The 16,039-nt window shown below is 67.4% G+C and carries 16 protein-coding genes; 7 read left to right on the top strand and 9 right to left on the bottom strand.

Annotation, left to right across the window (positions count from 1 at the left end; translation table 11 throughout):
- Window positions 1-145 precede the first annotated feature (145 nt).
- The 5 genes from ON20_RS25255 to ON20_RS25235 form a co-directional block, all read right to left on the bottom strand.
- Window positions 146-985, bottom strand: a complete 840-nt coding sequence (locus ON20_RS25255; protein ID WP_051163303.1) for a TIGR03084 family metal-binding protein — start codon at window positions 983-985, stop codon at window positions 146-148.
- A gap of 125 nt (window positions 986-1,110) precedes the next feature.
- Window positions 1,111-2,466: a DUF445 domain-containing protein gene (locus ON20_RS25250; RefSeq protein ID WP_040839256.1), complete on the bottom strand. Its 1,356-nt coding sequence runs from the start codon at window positions 2,464-2,466 to the stop codon at window positions 1,111-1,113.
- 68 nt (window positions 2,467-2,534) lie between these two features.
- A complete protein-coding gene (locus tag ON20_RS25245) occupies window positions 2,535-3,014 on the bottom strand; it encodes a PaaI family thioesterase (RefSeq protein ID WP_051163280.1) in 480 nt (159 codons plus the stop codon).
- The gene (locus ON20_RS25240; protein ID WP_040839254.1) at window positions 3,011-3,595 is read right to left on the bottom strand and encodes a TetR/AcrR family transcriptional regulator; all 585 of its coding nucleotides are present in this window, start codon (window positions 3,593-3,595) and stop codon (window positions 3,011-3,013) included. Before ON20_RS25240 ends, ON20_RS25245 begins: the two co-directional genes overlap by 4 nt.
- Before the next feature lie 59 nt (window positions 3,596-3,654).
- The gene (locus ON20_RS25235; RefSeq protein ID WP_051163278.1) at window positions 3,655-4,260 is read right to left on the bottom strand and encodes a DUF1707 SHOCT-like domain-containing protein; all 606 of its coding nucleotides are present in this window, start codon (window positions 4,258-4,260) and stop codon (window positions 3,655-3,657) included.
- Window positions 4,261-4,399: 139 nt separating this feature from the next.
- Here ON20_RS25235 and ON20_RS25230 point away from each other — a divergent pair, with 139 nt between their 5' ends.
- Window positions 4,400-4,825, top strand: coding sequence for a hypothetical protein (locus ON20_RS25230; protein ID WP_040839252.1), 426 nt, complete (start codon window positions 4,400-4,402; stop codon window positions 4,823-4,825).
- A 323-nt stretch (window positions 4,826-5,148) separates the two neighbouring features.
- Window positions 5,149-6,696 carry a molybdopterin-dependent oxidoreductase gene (locus ON20_RS25225; RefSeq protein ID WP_051163276.1) on the top strand — a complete coding sequence of 516 codons (1,548 nt, stop codon included), beginning with the start codon at window positions 5,149-5,151 and terminating at the stop codon, window positions 6,694-6,696.
- 138 nt (window positions 6,697-6,834) lie between these two features.
- Here ON20_RS25225 and ON20_RS25220 read toward each other — a convergent pair whose 3' ends face one another.
- Window positions 6,835-8,715 carry an ABC transporter ATP-binding protein gene (locus tag ON20_RS25220; protein ID WP_040839363.1) on the bottom strand — a complete coding sequence of 627 codons (1,881 nt, stop codon included), beginning with the start codon at window positions 8,713-8,715 and terminating at the stop codon, window positions 6,835-6,837.
- A 141-nt stretch (window positions 8,716-8,856) separates the two neighbouring features.
- Between ON20_RS25220 and ON20_RS25215 the strand changes: the two genes are divergently transcribed.
- Window positions 8,857-11,763 carry an FAD-binding and (Fe-S)-binding domain-containing protein gene (locus ON20_RS25215; RefSeq protein WP_245547474.1) on the top strand — a complete coding sequence of 969 codons (2,907 nt, stop codon included), beginning with the start codon at window positions 8,857-8,859 and terminating at the stop codon, window positions 11,761-11,763.
- A 19-nt stretch (window positions 11,764-11,782) separates the two neighbouring features.
- Here the strand turns inward: ON20_RS25215 and ON20_RS36755 are convergent, their stop codons facing one another.
- Window positions 11,783-11,926, bottom strand: a complete 144-nt coding sequence (locus ON20_RS36755) for a hypothetical protein (protein WP_157228984.1) — start codon at window positions 11,924-11,926, stop codon at window positions 11,783-11,785.
- A gap of 261 nt (window positions 11,927-12,187) precedes the next feature.
- Between ON20_RS36755 and ON20_RS25210 the strand changes: the two genes are divergently transcribed.
- Window positions 12,188-13,078 carry a DNA-3-methyladenine glycosylase family protein gene (locus tag ON20_RS25210; protein ID WP_051163274.1) on the top strand — a complete coding sequence of 297 codons (891 nt, stop codon included), beginning with the start codon at window positions 12,188-12,190 and terminating at the stop codon, window positions 13,076-13,078.
- Window positions 13,079-13,087: 9 nt separating this feature from the next.
- On the opposite strand, the gene ON20_RS25205 is transcribed toward ON20_RS25210, so the two are convergent.
- Window positions 13,088-13,291, bottom strand: coding sequence for a hypothetical protein (locus ON20_RS25205; RefSeq protein WP_040839360.1), 204 nt, complete (start codon window positions 13,289-13,291; stop codon window positions 13,088-13,090).
- 547 nt (window positions 13,292-13,838) lie between these two features.
- Between ON20_RS25205 and ON20_RS25200 the strand changes: the two genes are divergently transcribed.
- From ON20_RS25200 to ON20_RS25190, 3 genes are all read left to right on the top strand, one after another.
- Window positions 13,839-14,708, top strand: a complete 870-nt coding sequence (locus tag ON20_RS25200; protein ID WP_040839249.1) for a helix-turn-helix domain-containing protein — start codon at window positions 13,839-13,841, stop codon at window positions 14,706-14,708.
- Entirely contained in the window at window positions 14,705-14,935 is a 231-nt protein-coding gene (locus ON20_RS25195; protein ID WP_040839246.1) for a DUF397 domain-containing protein, read from the top strand. Before ON20_RS25200 ends, ON20_RS25195 begins: the two co-directional genes overlap by 4 nt.
- Window positions 14,936-15,120: 185 nt before the next feature.
- A complete protein-coding gene (locus ON20_RS25190; protein ID WP_245547473.1) occupies window positions 15,121-15,258 on the top strand; it encodes a hypothetical protein in 138 nt (45 codons plus the stop codon).
- Between the two features lie 34 nt (window positions 15,259-15,292).
- Here the strand turns inward: ON20_RS25190 and ON20_RS25185 are convergent, their stop codons facing one another.
- Complete coding sequence (locus ON20_RS25185) at window positions 15,293-16,039, bottom strand: succinate dehydrogenase/fumarate reductase iron-sulfur subunit (RefSeq protein WP_040839243.1); 747 nt, start codon at window positions 16,037-16,039, stop codon at window positions 15,293-15,295.

Below are 16,039 nucleotides of genomic sequence, written 5' to 3'. Positions count from 1 at the left end.
TGCCGGCAGTGTAGGCGTAGGGGAACGGGTCTGGATTTCGGCAGGTTTCGGGTCCCGAGTGTGGGGTACTCCATCGACGCCGGCGAGCGCCGTTCCCCACCTGCCGCGAGACACCGGCCAACGACGTCCGATCGTCGTCACAGGCTTATCCGGGTCTGGCGCTCGCCCGCTTCGACGCGGATGGATCGAACCGCCCCGCGGCGCGGCCGTTACCGGGTGGTCCGGCGAATGCCTGGGCAATGGTGAGCCACTCGGCGGCGTCCGTTCCGGTGGCGTGCAGGGCCAGATCGTTCGGATGCCTGCGCTGGGTGACCAGGAGGCAGAAGTCCAGCGCGGGTCCGGTGACCCGTTGCGCCGCCTCGGCCGGCCCCCAGGTCCAGCGGGCGCCGGAGGGCGCGGTGAGTTCGATTCGGAACTCCTCGACGGGCGCCGCCTTGCCGCGGACCGTGTACGCGAAGTCCCTGGTTCGCACGCCGATATGGGCGATCGAGCGTAATCGGTCTGTCGGGATCCGAATCGCACCGAGGGCATCGGCGACATCCTGCCCGTGTGCCCAGGTCTCCATGAGCCGCGCGGTGGCCATGGAGGTCGGGCTCATCGGTGGCCCGAACCAGGGAATTTTGCTGCCGGCGGGTACCGCGCGCAAGGCGTCGGCGAGGACGGTGCGTGCACGGCGCCATCGGTCGAGCAGTTGTGGGACCGGAGTGCCGGCTGCGGCTTCGGCCGCTTCGTCGACGAAGGTGTCCGTCCGGGATGCCACGCCGGTCAACAGTTCGGTGAACGCCGTACCGCCGGTGCGGGCATCGGTCGCGGCCAGGGTCGCGACCTCGTCGGTCCAGGTGAGATGGCCGATCTGGTGGGCGATCCGCCAACCCGTGGCGGGGGTGGGTTTCTTCCAGTCCACGGGCGGCAGCGGCGCGACGAGACGTTCCAATTCGTCGCTTTCCGCGGCGAGATCGGTCAGCAGTGATTCCAGGGCGGCCATCGGGCTCCTCACCTCCTCGGCGCTCACCGGGGCGCCGTGGTTCAGCATCGCAGCGGTCCAGAAAAAATACAAGCAAGCCTGCTTGTATTTAGTGGTGACCGTTCCGCGACCCGATCCGCCGGTGGCTACCAGCCGAAGATCAGCAGATGGGTGGCCCCGACCATCAGACCCAGTACCGCGCCGTGCAGATACAGCAGCCAGGCGTCCTGTTCCACCGAGGCGTAGAACATCTCCATGAACTCCCCAGGGGTGAGTTCCTGGAGTTTGCGTGCCGCGAACCGGTCGATCTGCTCGGCCTGCTCCCGGATGAACTCCGCATCCTCCACCAGACTCGGTGCCAACCCGACGGCCGCACCCGCGGCGCCGACCTTGAGATTGTCGAACTGTCTACGGCCGAACGCCGCGCGGACCACCGAGGTGGTCGGGCCGAGGTGCCGGTGGATCTCGTCGGAGATCAGCCCTTCCAGCAGTAGCCGGGTCTTGTCGCCGTTGGGCCCGTTCAGCAGCTCGTCGGACAGATTCGGCAGGGTCAGCACCTGGTAGGCGAGGATATGCGCCAGATCGGTGGCCGCCTGCTGCTGACGTTTGGCCAGCAGCGCCTGTTTCCACAGGTACTTGTAGCGCGGCTGCGGATCGCCGGGGGTGAACACCACCCGGATGGCGATGATGTTCACCACCACGCCGATAACGGCCGAGGCCGGCAGCACGAGCACCCAGGCCGGTACCCGACCGAATACCGGCAGGTCGTGGTGCATATGCAGGTACAGCGCGAGCAGCAGGCCGAACGGTGCGCCCAGCAGGCCGACACGCACCATGAACCTCAGTTCCGGCGCCGCGATGGTGGTGGTGAGGTCCTTCAGGATATGCGGGTTCTCCTGCAGGTAGCCGATGACGAAACCCTTGATATCGATGAGCTGGTCGATATTGTCGCCCAGCGAGGTGAACGCCCGCCGACACAGGGTGGGCAGCTCCCGGTCGACCCGCTGATAGACCACCTGCCGCATGGCCCGCGGCAGGGTGCGCCACAGATCCGGGTTCTCCCGCTCCATCACCTCGTCGACGATCGCCCGCACCTGTTTGTGCGCCAGTGCCGCGACGTGGTCGGCGATACCCTCGAGGTCCAGTTCGTGGATGAAATCCCTCGGGCTGCCGATCCGCATCAACGCCTTGTCCACGCAGATACTGGCCATCTTCTCCGCACGGGCCGGGATGAAGCCCTGGAACCCGAACCGGCTACCGTCCGCGGAGAAGGTCGGCAGCACCTGCACGCGGCGCGGAAAGTACGGATACAGTACGCGCAGTCCGGGTATATAGACGCCGCGGAAGACCACCGGCCAGAACAGCATGAGCACACCGGTCCAGTTGGTGAGCCAGCCGGCCAGCGCGCTGAAGATCGGAAAACTGACCAGGTCGACGAAGAACCGGGAGTGGCCGGTCACCGCCTCCCAATTGATCAACACCCCGGACGCGAGTGTGATCATCGCGGGTCCCTTCGGCCTGGGAGTGGATGTTGCGAAGACATCACATTCTCACCGGCCGGAGCGGGGTGTCAACGCGGGGCCGGGTCGTGCGCGGCCGTGGTTCGGGACCCGCTTACGGACAGCTCTCGCTCCACACTGCGGGTCGTTCCCTGGGCGACCGCGCACAGTACCGGTGTGGCGTCATCGGTCTCGGCATAGATCTCGCAGGAGACCACCGCCTGCCGGCCGGTCGACCCGATGACGCAGGCCTCGGCGCGTAACCGCAGCCCCGCGGCCGGGCGCAGATAGGTGATGGTGAAACCGCCGGTGAGGACATTGGCACCGAGCACGGTGCCTGCGGCGAAGGTGAGGGCGTTGTCGGCGACATAGGACAGGACGCCGCCGTGGACGAAGCCGAACTGCTGGGACAGCTCCGGGCGGATCGGGACGATCAGCGTCGCGGCGCCGTCACCGAACGCCGTGATCTCGGTGCCGACGAGAGCGGCGAACGGTTGGGCCGCGAGTATCCTCCTGGCGAAGTCGAGATCGAGGGCGGTGGTTTCGGTCATGCGGGGGCTCCTTTTCCCGTTCCGAGGTTTGCGGTTCCGAGGGACTTCCAGGCGGCATCGGCCAGCTCCGGTGCGACGACCGGCGGGATGCGTCGGATACTTCCCGCGAGCCACTGCCGGGAATACTCCTGTGCCGGACCGAGCCAGAGCGCGTAGACGAGATCGAGATCGAGATCGCGGACCGCGTTGTAGCGGGCATGGGTTCGCCACCAGCGGGCGATATTGCCCATGAACTCGCGGTTGCTGTCGCTGTCCCGCACGCCCGGAGGCCGGACGGCGGTGAGAACCGCTGCCCGGTAACGGTTTTCGTGCACCCACCGCAGATGCTCGGTGACCCCGCCCGTGATTCCTGCTTTCGCGTCGGTGCTCTCACCGACCACGGCCCAGAAATGCCGCTGGTAGTCGGCGAGGGCATTCGCCCATACCTGCCGATACAGACCGGCCTTGTCCGGAAAGTGGTGGTAGAGCGCTCCGACGCTGGCGCCCGCCGCTTCCCGGATCTGTGCCAGTGTCGCGTCCAGCGCGCCGTGTTCGGCGAATTGACGCTCGGCGGCGAGCAGCAACCGATCTCGAATCTCCATATCCAGAATTTAGTTCTGTCTATTGCGCCGAGCAAGAACCGAGACGGAATCGGGTGGAATCAGCGCGGGCGGCGCAGCAGCCAGGCCCAGAACGAGCGGCGGGGATAGCGGGCCTTGATCGTGCCCGAAGCGACCCGGCCCTCGACCCGGACGAGCGGCGCGTCGGGCAGTCGCGGCAGCAGCACCTTGTCGGCCACGGTTCCGCTGTTCGTCACGACCCGATCGAGATCGACCTGCCAGCCGTTGGGAACGATCAGCACCACAGAGCCCGATTTGATATCCACCCGCAGGGTGACCTCGGGATAGGGACAGAACGCCGCGGTGAAATCGAAGATGATACTGCCGGAGTTGCAGCGGGCGCTCAGTTCGACCGGCACGGTCCATTCGCCGGCCTTCTTGCGGCTGCCGCTCTTGACAACCAGCTCGAGCGGCTCCGCGGCCGGATCCGGCAGATCGGCGGTAACGGCGGTGAGTTCGGCCGCCGTCACCGCCGAATACGCCGCTACCAGACGCCGATCCAGCTCGGCCAAGTCCAGCCGGCCGTCGCCTACGGCCAGCTGTAACCGGCGGACGGTGATATCGCGTTCGACATCACTCACCCGCGGTACCGGTATCGCCACCGCGCGGGCCGGCGGGTTTTCCGTGTGGTCGTGCGCATCGGTCATCGGAAGAATCCCCTTGTTCGTACTGTCGGAAATCGTACGGTGCGCGGGATTGCCCGGGAACGGCTCGAGGCCGTCGCTACCGATTCATCGGGGACCTTCGTCTCTTCTATCGCTGCGGGGCGCGCGTTAGATTCCGAACATGAACTCGGTCGCGCGGCACCTGCTGTGGTTTCTCCCGATGCTCTGGCTGGGCATGGTCTTGGCCATCTCGTTCCTGGAGGCTCCCTTGAAGTTTCGGGCTCCCGGAGTGACCCTCGCCCTCGGACTCGGAATCGGCAGGCTGGTGTTCCGCGCGTTGAACATCGTCGAACTCGCGCTCGCGCTCGTGCTGGCGGCGGCGGCGCTTGTGGTGACGCCGTCAGGAGCTACCTGGCTCTGGCTCGGCACGGCCGTGGTCATTCTCGTCGTGCAGGTCGCGGCGGTGCGTCCGCCGCTGTCGCGGCGCTCCGATCGGGTGCTGGCCGGTGAGGATTTGCCACGGTCGCACGCGCACTACTGGTATGTGGGGTTGGAGGTGGTCAAGGTGGTCGCGTTGATCGGCCTCGCGATCACCGCGGCGCCGTGACGGACTTCGTTGGGATCGCGGTGGTTCGACGTCTCCCTCGACGCCGGTAATCCGGTCGCCCGGACTACGGGTCGCGATCGCGCGGGTGCGGACATCGGGCAAAATCTTCCACGAGGTCGCGCCGTGCCCGGGTATAGGCTGGACCGAACGCGGTCACCGGTCCGTTCGGTTACTCGGCATCCGCCTCGGAGGCGTGCTGTCGTGGGAGGCCGCGATGTATCGCCGGGGCGGTGCCGAAAGAGCCGGCCGCTTCCTCGGCATCGGTGGGTGGCCGAGGCAGCGGAATCGGGCGAGAACGGGATGGCAGCGGAGTCGAGGAGACGATGAACGAGACGACGCCGGTAGACCGGAATACCGGGCTCGGCCCGGTGGCGGCGGGCCTGGCCGGTCTCCTGGCGGCCGCCGTGACCCTGGGGGTCGGCGAACTGGTGGCGGCCCCGATCGATCCCGCCGCAGCGCCGTTCCTGGTGATGGGCGATACCGTGGTCGAGCGGACACCGTCGGCATTGCGCGAGTTCGCCATCGAACAATTCGGCACCCACGACAAACAGGTGCTGTTCGCGTCCATGGCGGCGGTGACGGCGGTACTCGCCGTCGGCGCCGGCCTGCTGGAACGGCGGCGCCCGCCGTACGGCGGCCTGATGGTGGCGGTGCTCGGCGCACCGGTCTGCGTGGCGGCACTGCAGCGACCGAATGCCACGGCATGGTTCGTCGTCCCCACCGTGCTCGGGGTAGCGACCGGTATCGCCACCCTGCGCATACTCCTCGCAGGGGCATCCCTACGCACCACCGATACCGCTGAACCGTCACGGCGGCGGTTCCTGGTACTGATCGCCGGTGCCGCGGCGGTCGCGGCGGTCTCGGCGACCGCGGGACGGTGGGTGGGGGCGCGGATGCGTGCCGTCGTCGCCGACCGGGCCGAATTCCAGGTGCCCGAGCCCGCCGTACCCGCCTTTGCGCCTCCGCCGGGCACCGATCCACCGATCCCCGGCCTCACCGAATTCATCACCGACAACGACCGTTTCTACCGAATCGACACCGCCCTGCGGATACCTGCCGTCACCAGTGATGAATGGCGGCTGCGTATCCACGGCATGGTCGATCGGGAGCTCGAGCTGAGCATGGACGATCTGCGTGAGCGGGTCGCGGTCGAGAAGATGGTCACGCTGACCTGTGTGTCCAACGAGGTCGGTGGCGATCTGATCGGCACCGCGGCCTGGACCGGTTATCCGCTGGCCGATCTGCTCGCCGCCGCCGGTGTGCGCTCGGACGCGGATATGCTGCTGTCCCGCAGCGCCGACGGCTTCACCGCGGGCACTCCTGTCGCCGCGGTGACCGACGGTCGGGACGCACTGCTGGCCGTCGGAATGAATGGCGCTCCGCTGCCGATCGAACACGGCTATCCGGCACGGTTGGTCGTTCCCGGCCTCTACGGCTATGTATCGGCGACCAAATGGGTCGTCGACCTCGAGCTCACCAGGTTCGAGCGGGCCCGGGCCTACTGGACGGTGCGTGGCTGGAGCGCGTACGGGCCGATCAAAACCGCGTCCCGGATCGATGTTCCCCGCGAGCTCGCCACCCTGGCACCGGGACCGACCGCGGTGGCCGGTGTCGCCTGGGCGCAACACCGCGGTATCGCCGCGGTGGAGGTGCAGGTGGATGACGGGCCCTGGCAGCGGGCCGAACTCGCGCCCGAGTACTCGGTCGACACCTGGCGTCAGTGGATCTGGCGCTGGGACGCGCCGACCGGCCGGCATACATTGCGGGTACGCGCCATCGACGGCACCGGCGCGGTCCAGACCGGGGTATCGGCGCCGCCGGTGCCGGACGGCGCCACGGGTTGGCACACCCGACGGGTCACTGTCGCCTGATGGGAATCAACCGGGTCGGCCGCAGGGCAGGCCCGGATCCGGGAGCGGCCGGTGGGTGGACACTCTCGTCGCCGGGCATTCGATATCCGAACCGGTGCGGCGCCGAGCCGGTATCCAGGCCCGGCGCCGCGCTCGTCCCTACGCCACCGCCGGAGCCGGTTCCTCGGCGAACTGGGTGTGATACAGCTGCGCATACCGGCCGTCCGCGGCGAGCAGTTGGGTGTGGTCGCCGCGTTCCACGATGCGGCCGTCCTCCACCACCAGGATCTGGTCGGCCGCGCGAATAGTGGACAGACGGTGGGCGATGACCAGTGCCGTCCGGCCTTCCAACGCCTCGGCCAGTGCCGCCTGGACCGCTGCCTCGGACGTGGAGTCCAGGGACGCGGTCGCCTCGTCCAGAACCACCACGCGGGGTTGTTTGAGCAGCAGCCGGGCGATGGTCAGCCGCTGGCGTTCACCGCCGGACAGCCGGTAACCACGTTCTCCGACCACCGTGTCCAGACCGTCGGGCAGGGTATGGACCAGGTCCCGCAGCCGGGCCCGCTCCAGCGCGTCCCACAGCTGCTCTTCGGTCGCTTGCGGCCGAGCCAGGAGCAGATTGGCCCGAATGGTCTCGTGGAACAGATGACCGTCCTGGGTAACCAGACCCACGGTTTCCCGGATCGACTCGGTGCTCAGGTCGCGAACGTCCACCCCGTTCAACCGCACCGTGCCCGAGTCGACGTCGTAGAGGCGCGCCACCAGCTGTGCGATGGTCGACTTCCCGGCGCCGGACGAACCCACCAGGGCGATCAACTGTCCCGGTTCGGCCCGCAGTGAGATATCGTGCAGCACCTCGACGCCGCCGCGGGTATCCAGAGTGGCCACCTCCTCCAGCGAGGCCAGCGACACCCGGTCCGCGGACGGGTAGCCGAAGCGTACTCCGTCCAGCTCCACCGTAACCGGGCCATCGGGGATCGGTCGCGCGTTGGGCGCCTCCTCGATCAGCGGTTTCAGGTCCAGGACCTCGAAGACCCGTTCGAAGCTGACCAGCGCCGACATTATCTCCATACGGGCGCCGGCCAGTCCGGTCAGCGGGGCGTACAGCCGCGTCAGCAGCAGTGACAGCGCGACCACCGCGCCCGCGTCCAATTGCCCGCCCAGGGCGTACCACCCGCCCAGGCCGTACACGAGGGCGACCGCCAGGGCCGACACCAATGTCAGCGCGGTGATGAACACCGTCTGCAACATCGCCGTGCGGACGCCGATATCATGCACCCGCCGCGCCCGCAGGGCGAACTCCGCCGATTCCTGCCGCGGGCGGCCGTACAGTTTCACCAGGGTGGCGCCCGGAGCGGAGAACCGTTCGGTCATCTGCGTGCTCATGGCGGCGTTGAGGTCGGCGGCCTCACGCTGGATGGCGGCCAGTCGTTCGCCCATCCGGCGTGCCGGTATCACGAACACCGGCAACAGGATCAGCGACAACAGGGTGATCTGCCAGGACAGCCGCATCATCACCACCAGGGTGAGTGCGACGGTGACCATATTCGACACCACCCCCGACAGGGTGTCGCTGAACGCCTGTTGCGCTCCGATCACATCGTTGTTCAACCGGCTCACCAGCGCGCCGGTGCGGGTCCGGGTGAAGAAGGCGATCGGCATCCGCTGCACATGGTCGAAGACCGCGGTCCGCAGATCCAGGATCAGGCCCTCGCCGATCCGCGCGGACAGCCATCGGATGGCCAGGCCGAGACCGGCGTCGAGGATGGCGAGTGCGGCGATGACCAGCGCCAGGGTCACCACCACCCGGGGTGCCGCGCCGCCGACGATGCCGTCGACCACCCGCCCGGCCAGGAGCGGGGTGGCCACCGCCAATAGCGCCGCCACCACGCTCCACAGCAGGAATATGCCCAGTCGACGGTGGTGTGGCCGGGCGAAGCCCAGGATCCGGCGTGCCGTGGCCGCGCTGAACGGCCGTCGTTCGTCGGGGGCGTGCGCCCGTTGGTAAATCTGGTTCCAGGCCACCGATTCGATACTCACGACACGTCCTTCCGCCGAGTGGAGCAATTCAACCCCGGGGCACCGACAGTAGAAGCTCTACTATTATTGAGGTCAAGTGAAACCGGTAGAGGTACCGCGAACGCCCAGGTCGGAGCGGAGATATCGCCTATGGTGATCGGTGTGACCGACGAGTATCGGCGGCGGACCGCGCTGGCGCGACTTCTGCGCGCCCGGACCGGCGCGTCGGTGGACATCGGAGACCGCCGCCGCGCCGAATACTCCTCGGACGCCTCCAACTATCGGGTACTGCCCGAAGCGGTGGCCTTCCCTCGCGACGACTCCGAAACCGCCGCGGTACTGGATGTGGCCCGTGCCGAGGGGATCCCCCTGACCGCCCGCGGGGCCGGTACGTCGGTCGCGGGCAACGCCGTCGGTCCGGGCCTGGTGCTGGACTTCAGCAGGTATATGCACACCATCGTGGAAGTGGACCCCGAGCACCGCACCGCGCGGGTGCAACCGGGGGTGGTGCTGTCGGCCCTGCAGCGCCGAGCGGCCGAGCATGGGCTGCGGCTCGGACCCGATCCGTCCACCCAGAACCGTTGCACCCTCGGCGGCATGATCGGCAACAATGCCTGTGGCCCCCATGCGGTGGCCTGGGGGCGAACCTCGGACACCGTGCGAGAGCTGCGGATATTGGATGGTACGGGGACCGAGCGTCGCCTGGCCGACGATCTCGGTGTCCTACCCGGACTCTCCGAGTTCACCCGCTCGGCCCTCGCGGTGCTACGCACCGATCTCGGTCGGTTCGACCGACAGGCGTCCGGCTACGGCCTGGAGCACCTGTTGCCGGAACGGGGTGGTTCGGTGGCCAAATCGTTCGTCGGCAGCGAGGGCACCTGTGGTCTGGTGCTGGAGGCGACGGTGGAACTGGTGGAACTCCCCACCGCCACCCTGCTGGTCGTGCTCGGCTACCCGGACCTGGCCACCGCGGCCGACGATATCGCCGCGGTGACGGCGGTCGCGCCGATCGCGGTGGAGGGGATCGACGCCCGTCTGGTGGATGTGGTACGCGCCCACCGCGGCAGCGTGCCCGATCTGCCGCGCGGCGGTGGTTGGCTGTTCGTCGAACTGGCCGGGGAGAGCCACGAGGTGGTGCGGGCGACGGCCGAAACGCTGTCCCGGAGCACCGGCGCGACCGACGCCCGCATAATCGACGATCCCCGGGCGGCCGCGGCGCTCTGGCGTATCCGGGCCGACGGTGCCGGCCTGGCCGGTCGCACCCTGGACGGGCACCCGGCCTGGCCCGGATGGGAGGATGCCGCCGTCCCGCCCGGACAACTCGGCCCCTATCTGCGAGATTTCGCCGAACTCACCCGGGCCCACGGGGTGGACGGTTTGCTCTACGGGCATATCGGTGACGGCTGTATCCATGTGCGATTGGATCTGCCGATCGCGGATGCCTCACCCCGGTTCCGGGCCTTCCTGTTCGATGCGGCGGAGCTGGTGGTCGGCTACGGCGGATCGCTCAGCGGCGAGCATGGTGACGGCCGGGCCCGCTCGGAACTGTTGTCCACCATGTACTCTGCCCGCGCCCTCGAGGTATTCGCCGGATACAAGGCGCTTTTCGACCCCGATGACATCTTGAATCCGGGTGTGCTCGTGCGCCCCCACCCCCTCGATGCCGATCTGCGGTTGCGGGGTATCGCGCCGATGCCCCCGGCGGGCGGTTTCACGGATGCGCATGGCCGGAGCGTAGGCGGAGGTTTCGCGGATGCGCATGGCCGGAGCGTAGGCGGAGGTTTCGCGGATGCGCATGGCCGGAGCGTAGGCGGAGGTTTCGCCTATCCACGCGACGGCGGGGATCTGACCACCGCCGTGCACCGCTGTGTCGGTGTGGGCAAATGCCGCGCCGACAACCGGTCCGTCGGTGGTTTCATGTGTCCCTCGTATCTGGCCACGGCCGACGAGAAGGACAATACCCGTGGTCGCGCCCGGGTGTTACAGGAGGTGGTGCGAGGTGCGTTGCCGTGGTCCTCGTCCGCGGTGGCCGAATCACTCGACCTGTGCCTGTCCTGCAAGGCATGCCGTTCCGACTGTCCGGCGGGTGTCGATATGGCCACCTACAAATCCGAGGCCCTGTACCGCCGGTACCGGCGCCGGCCGCGCCCGCGCGACCACTATTCGCTCGGTTGGCTACCGCGCTGGCTGGCGGTGGCGACCCGGATACCCCGGGTGGTCAACGCGGCGGCGCGGATCGGACCGCTGCGTCGAATGGGCCTGCGCGCGGCGGGCATCGATCCACGGCGGGAGATACCCGGTTTGGCCGAGCGACCGTTTCGGCGAATCCGCGGCGCGGAATCGGTCACCGGCGGAGATGCGCCGGCGGCACCGACGGTGCTGCTGTGGATCGATACCTTCACCGATGCCTTCGATCCGGATATCGCCTCGGCCGCGGTGCGTCTCTTGGAATCGCTCGGCTACCGGGTCCGTACGCCCCGTCGCCGGGTGTGCTGTGGGCTCACCTGGATAAGCACCGGCCAACTGGACGGTGCCCGCGCGCGGCTGCGCGCCACCCTGGACGAGCTCGCCGACCATGTGCGCTCCGGCGGCATCGTGATCGGTTTGGAGCCCTCCTGTACGGCGGTTCTGCGTGCCGATCTACCGGAACTGCTCCCCGACGACCCGCGCGCGGCGGCCACGGCCGCGTCGGTGCGCACTCTCGCCGAATTCCTGGACGCCATCCCGGACTGGCGGCCCCCACGGTTCGACGGCCGGCCGGTCGTGGTGCAACCGCACTGCCACCACCACGCGGTGCTGGGATTCGAGGCCGATCGGCGGCTACTGGCCGAAACGGGGGCGCGTACGACCGAAATCGCCGGATGTTGTGGGCTGGCGGGTAATTTCGGAATGCAGAAAGGCCATTACGATATTTCCGTCGCGGTGGCCGAGAACGGAATCCTGCCGGCGCTGCGGGCGGCGCCCGAGGACGCGATCGTCCTGGCGGACGGTTTCTCCTGCCGGACCCAGGCGGCTCAGCTCGCCGGGCGGCGAGCCCGCCATCTGGTGCAATTCCTGGTGGGGGATTGACCGTCCGCGATCAGGCCGATCAGCTGCCGAACGGCAGGGTGCCGGGCGGAATATGGTAGCCGGAGCTACCGGCGGAGAGCCCGCCCCAGACATCGAGCAACCAGTTGAGCGCGTTGGTGATCATCCGAACCTCCAGTCGTGGTGACAGCCGGTGTCTGCTCATTCGGTGCGGATATCGATGCGGATCGCGCTCCTGTTACGGGCAGCTGTGTCCTGTGGTAATGGCCGTTACGGATAGCCGTGGCCTGCGGTAATGGCCACGGAGGCCGGGAACGGGCCGGTTACGCGGGCGAGGGGCCGGCGCGCGGGGCCCCGCACCCGCCGGGGCCGGTATCCACCCGGCGAACGCGGCGAGCACAATGAGCCCGTGCGCAATCGGACCGCCAAGCCGGCCACGCCCCGCCCCAGGGCGACTCGGACCCTGATGGCCGATGTCCCGATCGATCTGGCGCATACCCTTGCTCCGCTACGGCGCGGTACCGGGGACCCCTGCCACCGGGTGACCCCGGACGGCGCGCATTGGCGCGCCTCCCGGATGCCGTCCGGTCCGGTCACCTATCGGCTTGTCCAGGCGGGGCCGACCGCGGTCACCGCGCATGCGTGGGGCGAGGGGGCCGAGGAGTTCCTCTGTCGGCTCGATCGCATGCTGTGCGTGGACGAGGACACCAGCGGTTTCGTGCCCGTCCACGACAAGATCGCCGAGGCACATCGACGCCATCCGGGTCTGCGGATGGTGCGGACCGGACTGGTTTTCGAGACGCTGGTGCCCACGGTACTGGAACAGAAGGTACACACCTCGTCCGCCCGCGCGGCGTGGCGGACGCTGGTGCGCCGTTTCGGCACCCCGGCGCCCGGCCCGGCGCCCGACGGTATGCGTCTACCGCCGGATGCCGAGACCTGGTGCCGGATACCGTCGTGGACCTATCACCGGGCCAATGTCGGACCGCAGCGGTGGCAGACGATCGTCCGCGCCGCCCGGGTGGCCGATTCGCTCGAGCGTACAGCGGACCTGCCGCCGGCCGAGGCGTCTCGCCGGCTGCGGAGTATTCCCGGAATCGGTGAGTGGACGGTCGCGGAGATCGCCCAGCGCGCCTTCGGTGACGCGGACGCCCTGTCCGTGGGTGATTTCCACTTGTCGACCATTGTCGGATGGTCGCTGCTCGGGCGGCCCATCGATGACGCGGAGATGGTCGAGTATCTCGAACCCATACGGCCGCACCGCTATCGGACGGTTCGGCTGCTTGTGATCAGCGGTCAGGCCCGCAAACCGAAATTCGCCCCGCGTATCCCGGTGGTCGACCACAGTTGGCACTGAGCGAAGCGGCTAGCGCAGCGCCCGGTCGTCCAGCACGCATCTGCCGCTTTCCACCAGGGTTGCCCGCGCGCGGCGGCGTACCCGGCATTCGTCGACGGTGCAGTCCAGATGCAGCTGCATTGCCGCATGGGCTTGTTCAGGGGTCATGACACCTGGATCGGTTCCGCAGGCGAGCAACGCGGCGAGGTGCATGTTCAGGTTGGTCAGTTGCATCACGCGACCTCCTTCTGCGCCCGCGACCGCGGGCCCTGTCGGGTCTTCGACGACGCCTTGTTTTCGGCCATGACTCCTCGCTTTCGCGTGGGGTACCTGTCCTGCGTTTCCTGTCGTGAGCTGTTACCTGTGGGGCTGGTGGTTCCAGTGATGCAGACTGTAATGTGCCGTGGTGCCATTGGCGCGCTACCGGGGCCAATGGTTTTCGCCGGCGATGTCTTCTGTTGCCGGTAGCGGGTTTCCGGCCGTAACAGACATCCAGCACACCATTATCTGTCGACCACAGCGTAAGACTCGCACAATCTCGCGAGTTTTCGCGCGAATTCCCAGCACGAGATCCGGTACGGAGTGCAGGATTCTCCATAGTGGACGAAGGACCCTCTGCCCAGGCGATGTGACGGGGACTGTTCGTGGCCGCCCCGGGCGTACCGGGCAGCCATCCGAGAGCAGAACGGAGCGTGCGGTGTCAGCAGGTTCAGTGAGTTCGGCCGGCTCGGTTGTGGGAGAGCGGCATTCGCCAACCGACATACGCGGTGCGGGAGCTGCGATGACCAGCCTGCCGAAGCGGCAACTCGGGCGGTATCTGCGGGACTGGCGTACCCAGGCGGGGTTGACCATAGCCCAGGCTGCCCGGCTCATGGAATGGGGCGCGAGCACCCTGCAGCGGTTGGAAAAGGGACAGGCGGAGCGTATCCGTACCATCGATATCCAGGAACTGTGCCGGATCTACGGTATCCCCGACCCACTCGCCGACGGCCTGATGGTGCTGGCCCGACAGACCGCCGCCGAAAGCTGGTGGCATGCCCTCGGCGGCGGGGTCCCTGCGAACTTCGATGTGTACTCGAGCGTGGAGGCGGCGGCCGAAGAGCTGCTGATCTACCAGCCGGAACTGGTGCCCGGCCTGTTGCAGACCCCGGACTACCTCCGCGCGGTAACCCGGGCCCACCACACCGACGAATCCGAGACGGACCGAGAGCGCAGGGTGCAGCAGCGAATGCAACGCCAGGCGCTCATCACCCGGAAAACCTCGCCGGCGCGGCTCCACGCGGTGATCGGCGAGGCCGCGCTGCGGCGGGTTGTCGGTGGCACCAAGGCGATGGTGGCACAATTACGCCATCTCGCCGATCTCGGTACCCGGGACAATGTTTCGGTGCAGATCCTCCCGTTCGCCGCCGGGGCACCGCTCGGCATCGGCGTCGGGCAGTTCACGGTGCTCGATTTCGGGATCGACCGAGCCGGACGAGCGGTGGAACCGCCTCTGGTGCACACGGCGGGCCTGACCGGTGATCTCTATCTGGAGAGCCCATCCGATCTGCGGCGGTACGATCGTGCACACGAATGCCTGCGGCGCTGTGCGCTGGATGTTCAACAGAGCAGGCAGCTATTACGGCAGCTGGCGAAGGAGTACGTGGGATGAGTGTGCACAACGGCACCGACATCGATCTGTCCGGCGCGACCTGGCTGCGTGCCGACGGCAAGCCGGGCACGCACAGTGTGGAGATCGCCGTGTTGGCCGATGGTCACGTCGGTATGCGCGACGGCAAGGATCCCGACGGCCCGGTGCTGATCTTCACCCCGGGAGAATGGGCCGCGTTCACCGCCGGTGTGCGAGACGGAGAATTCGACCGTCCGGAATCGTCTTGACCGCGCATCCGCGCGACCCCGGTCATCCGATTCGGAAGGATCGAACGCAATAACCGCCTCCTGTGCACCGACTCGTCCCGCGGTGCACAGGTTTGGTCGTTCACATAACGGGTAGACAACAACTTGTGGACCGTGGGATCAAAAATTCCCATCCTCGGTACCGTAGGCCGGCGCCGAACGATTGGTTGGAAGGGCTCATCGTCGGACTGCTTTTCGCGGTGTCCGCGGTGGGCGTATTCGTACTCACCAACTCCGTGATGTCGGCATTGTTCATCGGCGTGTTGGTATGGCTGGTCGCCGAAGGCGTGGTGGCGATGCTCTGAGGCGCATCGCCGCCTCCGATATCATCTACGCGGTTCAGCGACGGAAAAGTTTATTTCCCAACCAGACCAGCGGGTCGTACTTCCGGTCGACAACGCGTTCCTTCATCGGAATGAGTGCGTTATCGGTGATCTGAATATTCTCCGGACAGACTTCTGTACAGCATTTGGTGATATTGCAGTAGCCGAGCCCGTGTTCCTCCTGGGCGAGTTCGCGTCGATCCGCCACGTCGAGCGGATGCATTTCCAATTCCGCGATCCGCATCAGATAGCGGGGCCCGGCGAACGCCTGCTTGTTCTCCTCGTGGTCGCGCACCACATGGCAGGTGTTCTGGCAGAGGAAGCATTCGATGCATTTACGGAACTCCTGAGACCGTTGCACATCCACCTGCTTCATTCGGTATTCCCCGGGTTTCAAATCCGCGGGTGGCGTGAAAGACGGTATCTCACGGGCCTTTTCGTAATTGAACGACACATCGGTCACCAGGTCACGGATCACCGGGAAGGTGCGCATCGGCGTCACGGTGACAGTCTCGTCCTGGGTGAAGGTCGACATCCGGGTCATACACAGCAGCCGTGGCCGACCGTTCACCTCGGCCGAACACGAGCCGCATTTACCCGCCTTGCAGTTCCAGCGCACCGCCAGATCGGGGGCCTGAGTGGCCTGTAGCCGGTGGATGATGTCGAGCACCACCTCGCCCTCGTGCACCGGCACCGTGAAGTCCTGCAGTTCCCCGCCGTCTGCATCGCCGCGCCAGACGCGGAACTTGGCGTCGTAACTCAT

It is taken from the genome of Nocardia brevicatena NBRC 12119, assembly GCF_000308495.1.
In the GTDB taxonomy this organism is placed as follows: domain Bacteria; phylum Actinomycetota; class Actinomycetes; order Mycobacteriales; family Mycobacteriaceae; genus Nocardia; species Nocardia brevicatena.
The sequence above is the reverse complement of the archived record's forward strand: the minus strand, read 5'-3'. Positions and strand labels throughout refer to the sequence as shown.

Excerpts from the sequence above, each read along its gene's own strand:
- ON20_RS25255 (WP_051163303.1), bottom strand. The coding sequence starts at position 985 with ATGGCCGCCCTGGAATCACTGCTGACCGATCTCGCCGCGGAAAGCGAC.
- ON20_RS25240 (WP_040839254.1), bottom strand. The coding sequence starts at position 3,595 with ATGGAGATTCGAGATCGGTTGCTGCTCGCCGCCGAGCGTCAATTCGCC.
- ON20_RS25195 (WP_040839246.1), top strand. The coding sequence starts at position 14,705 with ATGAGTGTGCACAACGGCACCGACATCGATCTGTCCGGCGCGACCTGG.
- ON20_RS25205 (WP_040839360.1), bottom strand. The coding sequence starts at position 13,291 with ATGCAACTGACCAACCTGAACATGCACCTCGCCGCGTTGCTCGCCTGC.
- ON20_RS25210 (WP_051163274.1), top strand. The coding sequence starts at position 12,188 with ATGGCCGATGTCCCGATCGATCTGGCGCATACCCTTGCTCCGCTACGG.
- ON20_RS25225 (WP_051163276.1), top strand. The coding sequence starts at position 5,149 with ATGAACGAGACGACGCCGGTAGACCGGAATACCGGGCTCGGCCCGGTG.
- ON20_RS25185 (WP_040839243.1), bottom strand. The coding sequence starts at position 16,039 with ATGAGTTACGACGCCAAGTTCCGCGTCTGGCGCGGCGATGCAGACGGC.
- ON20_RS25245 (WP_051163280.1), bottom strand. The coding sequence starts at position 3,014 with ATGACCGAAACCACCGCCCTCGATCTCGACTTCGCCAGGAGGATACTC.
- ON20_RS25250 (WP_040839256.1), bottom strand. The coding sequence starts at position 2,466 with ATGATCACACTCGCGTCCGGGGTGTTGATCAATTGGGAGGCGGTGACC.
- ON20_RS25200 (WP_040839249.1), top strand. The coding sequence starts at position 13,839 with ATGACCAGCCTGCCGAAGCGGCAACTCGGGCGGTATCTGCGGGACTGG.
- ON20_RS25230 (WP_040839252.1), top strand. The coding sequence starts at position 4,400 with ATGAACTCGGTCGCGCGGCACCTGCTGTGGTTTCTCCCGATGCTCTGG.
- ON20_RS36755 (WP_157228984.1), bottom strand. The coding sequence starts at position 11,926 with ATGAGCAGACACCGGCTGTCACCACGACTGGAGGTTCGGATGATCACC.
- ON20_RS25235 (WP_051163278.1), bottom strand. The coding sequence starts at position 4,260 with ATGACCGATGCGCACGACCACACGGAAAACCCGCCGGCCCGCGCGGTG.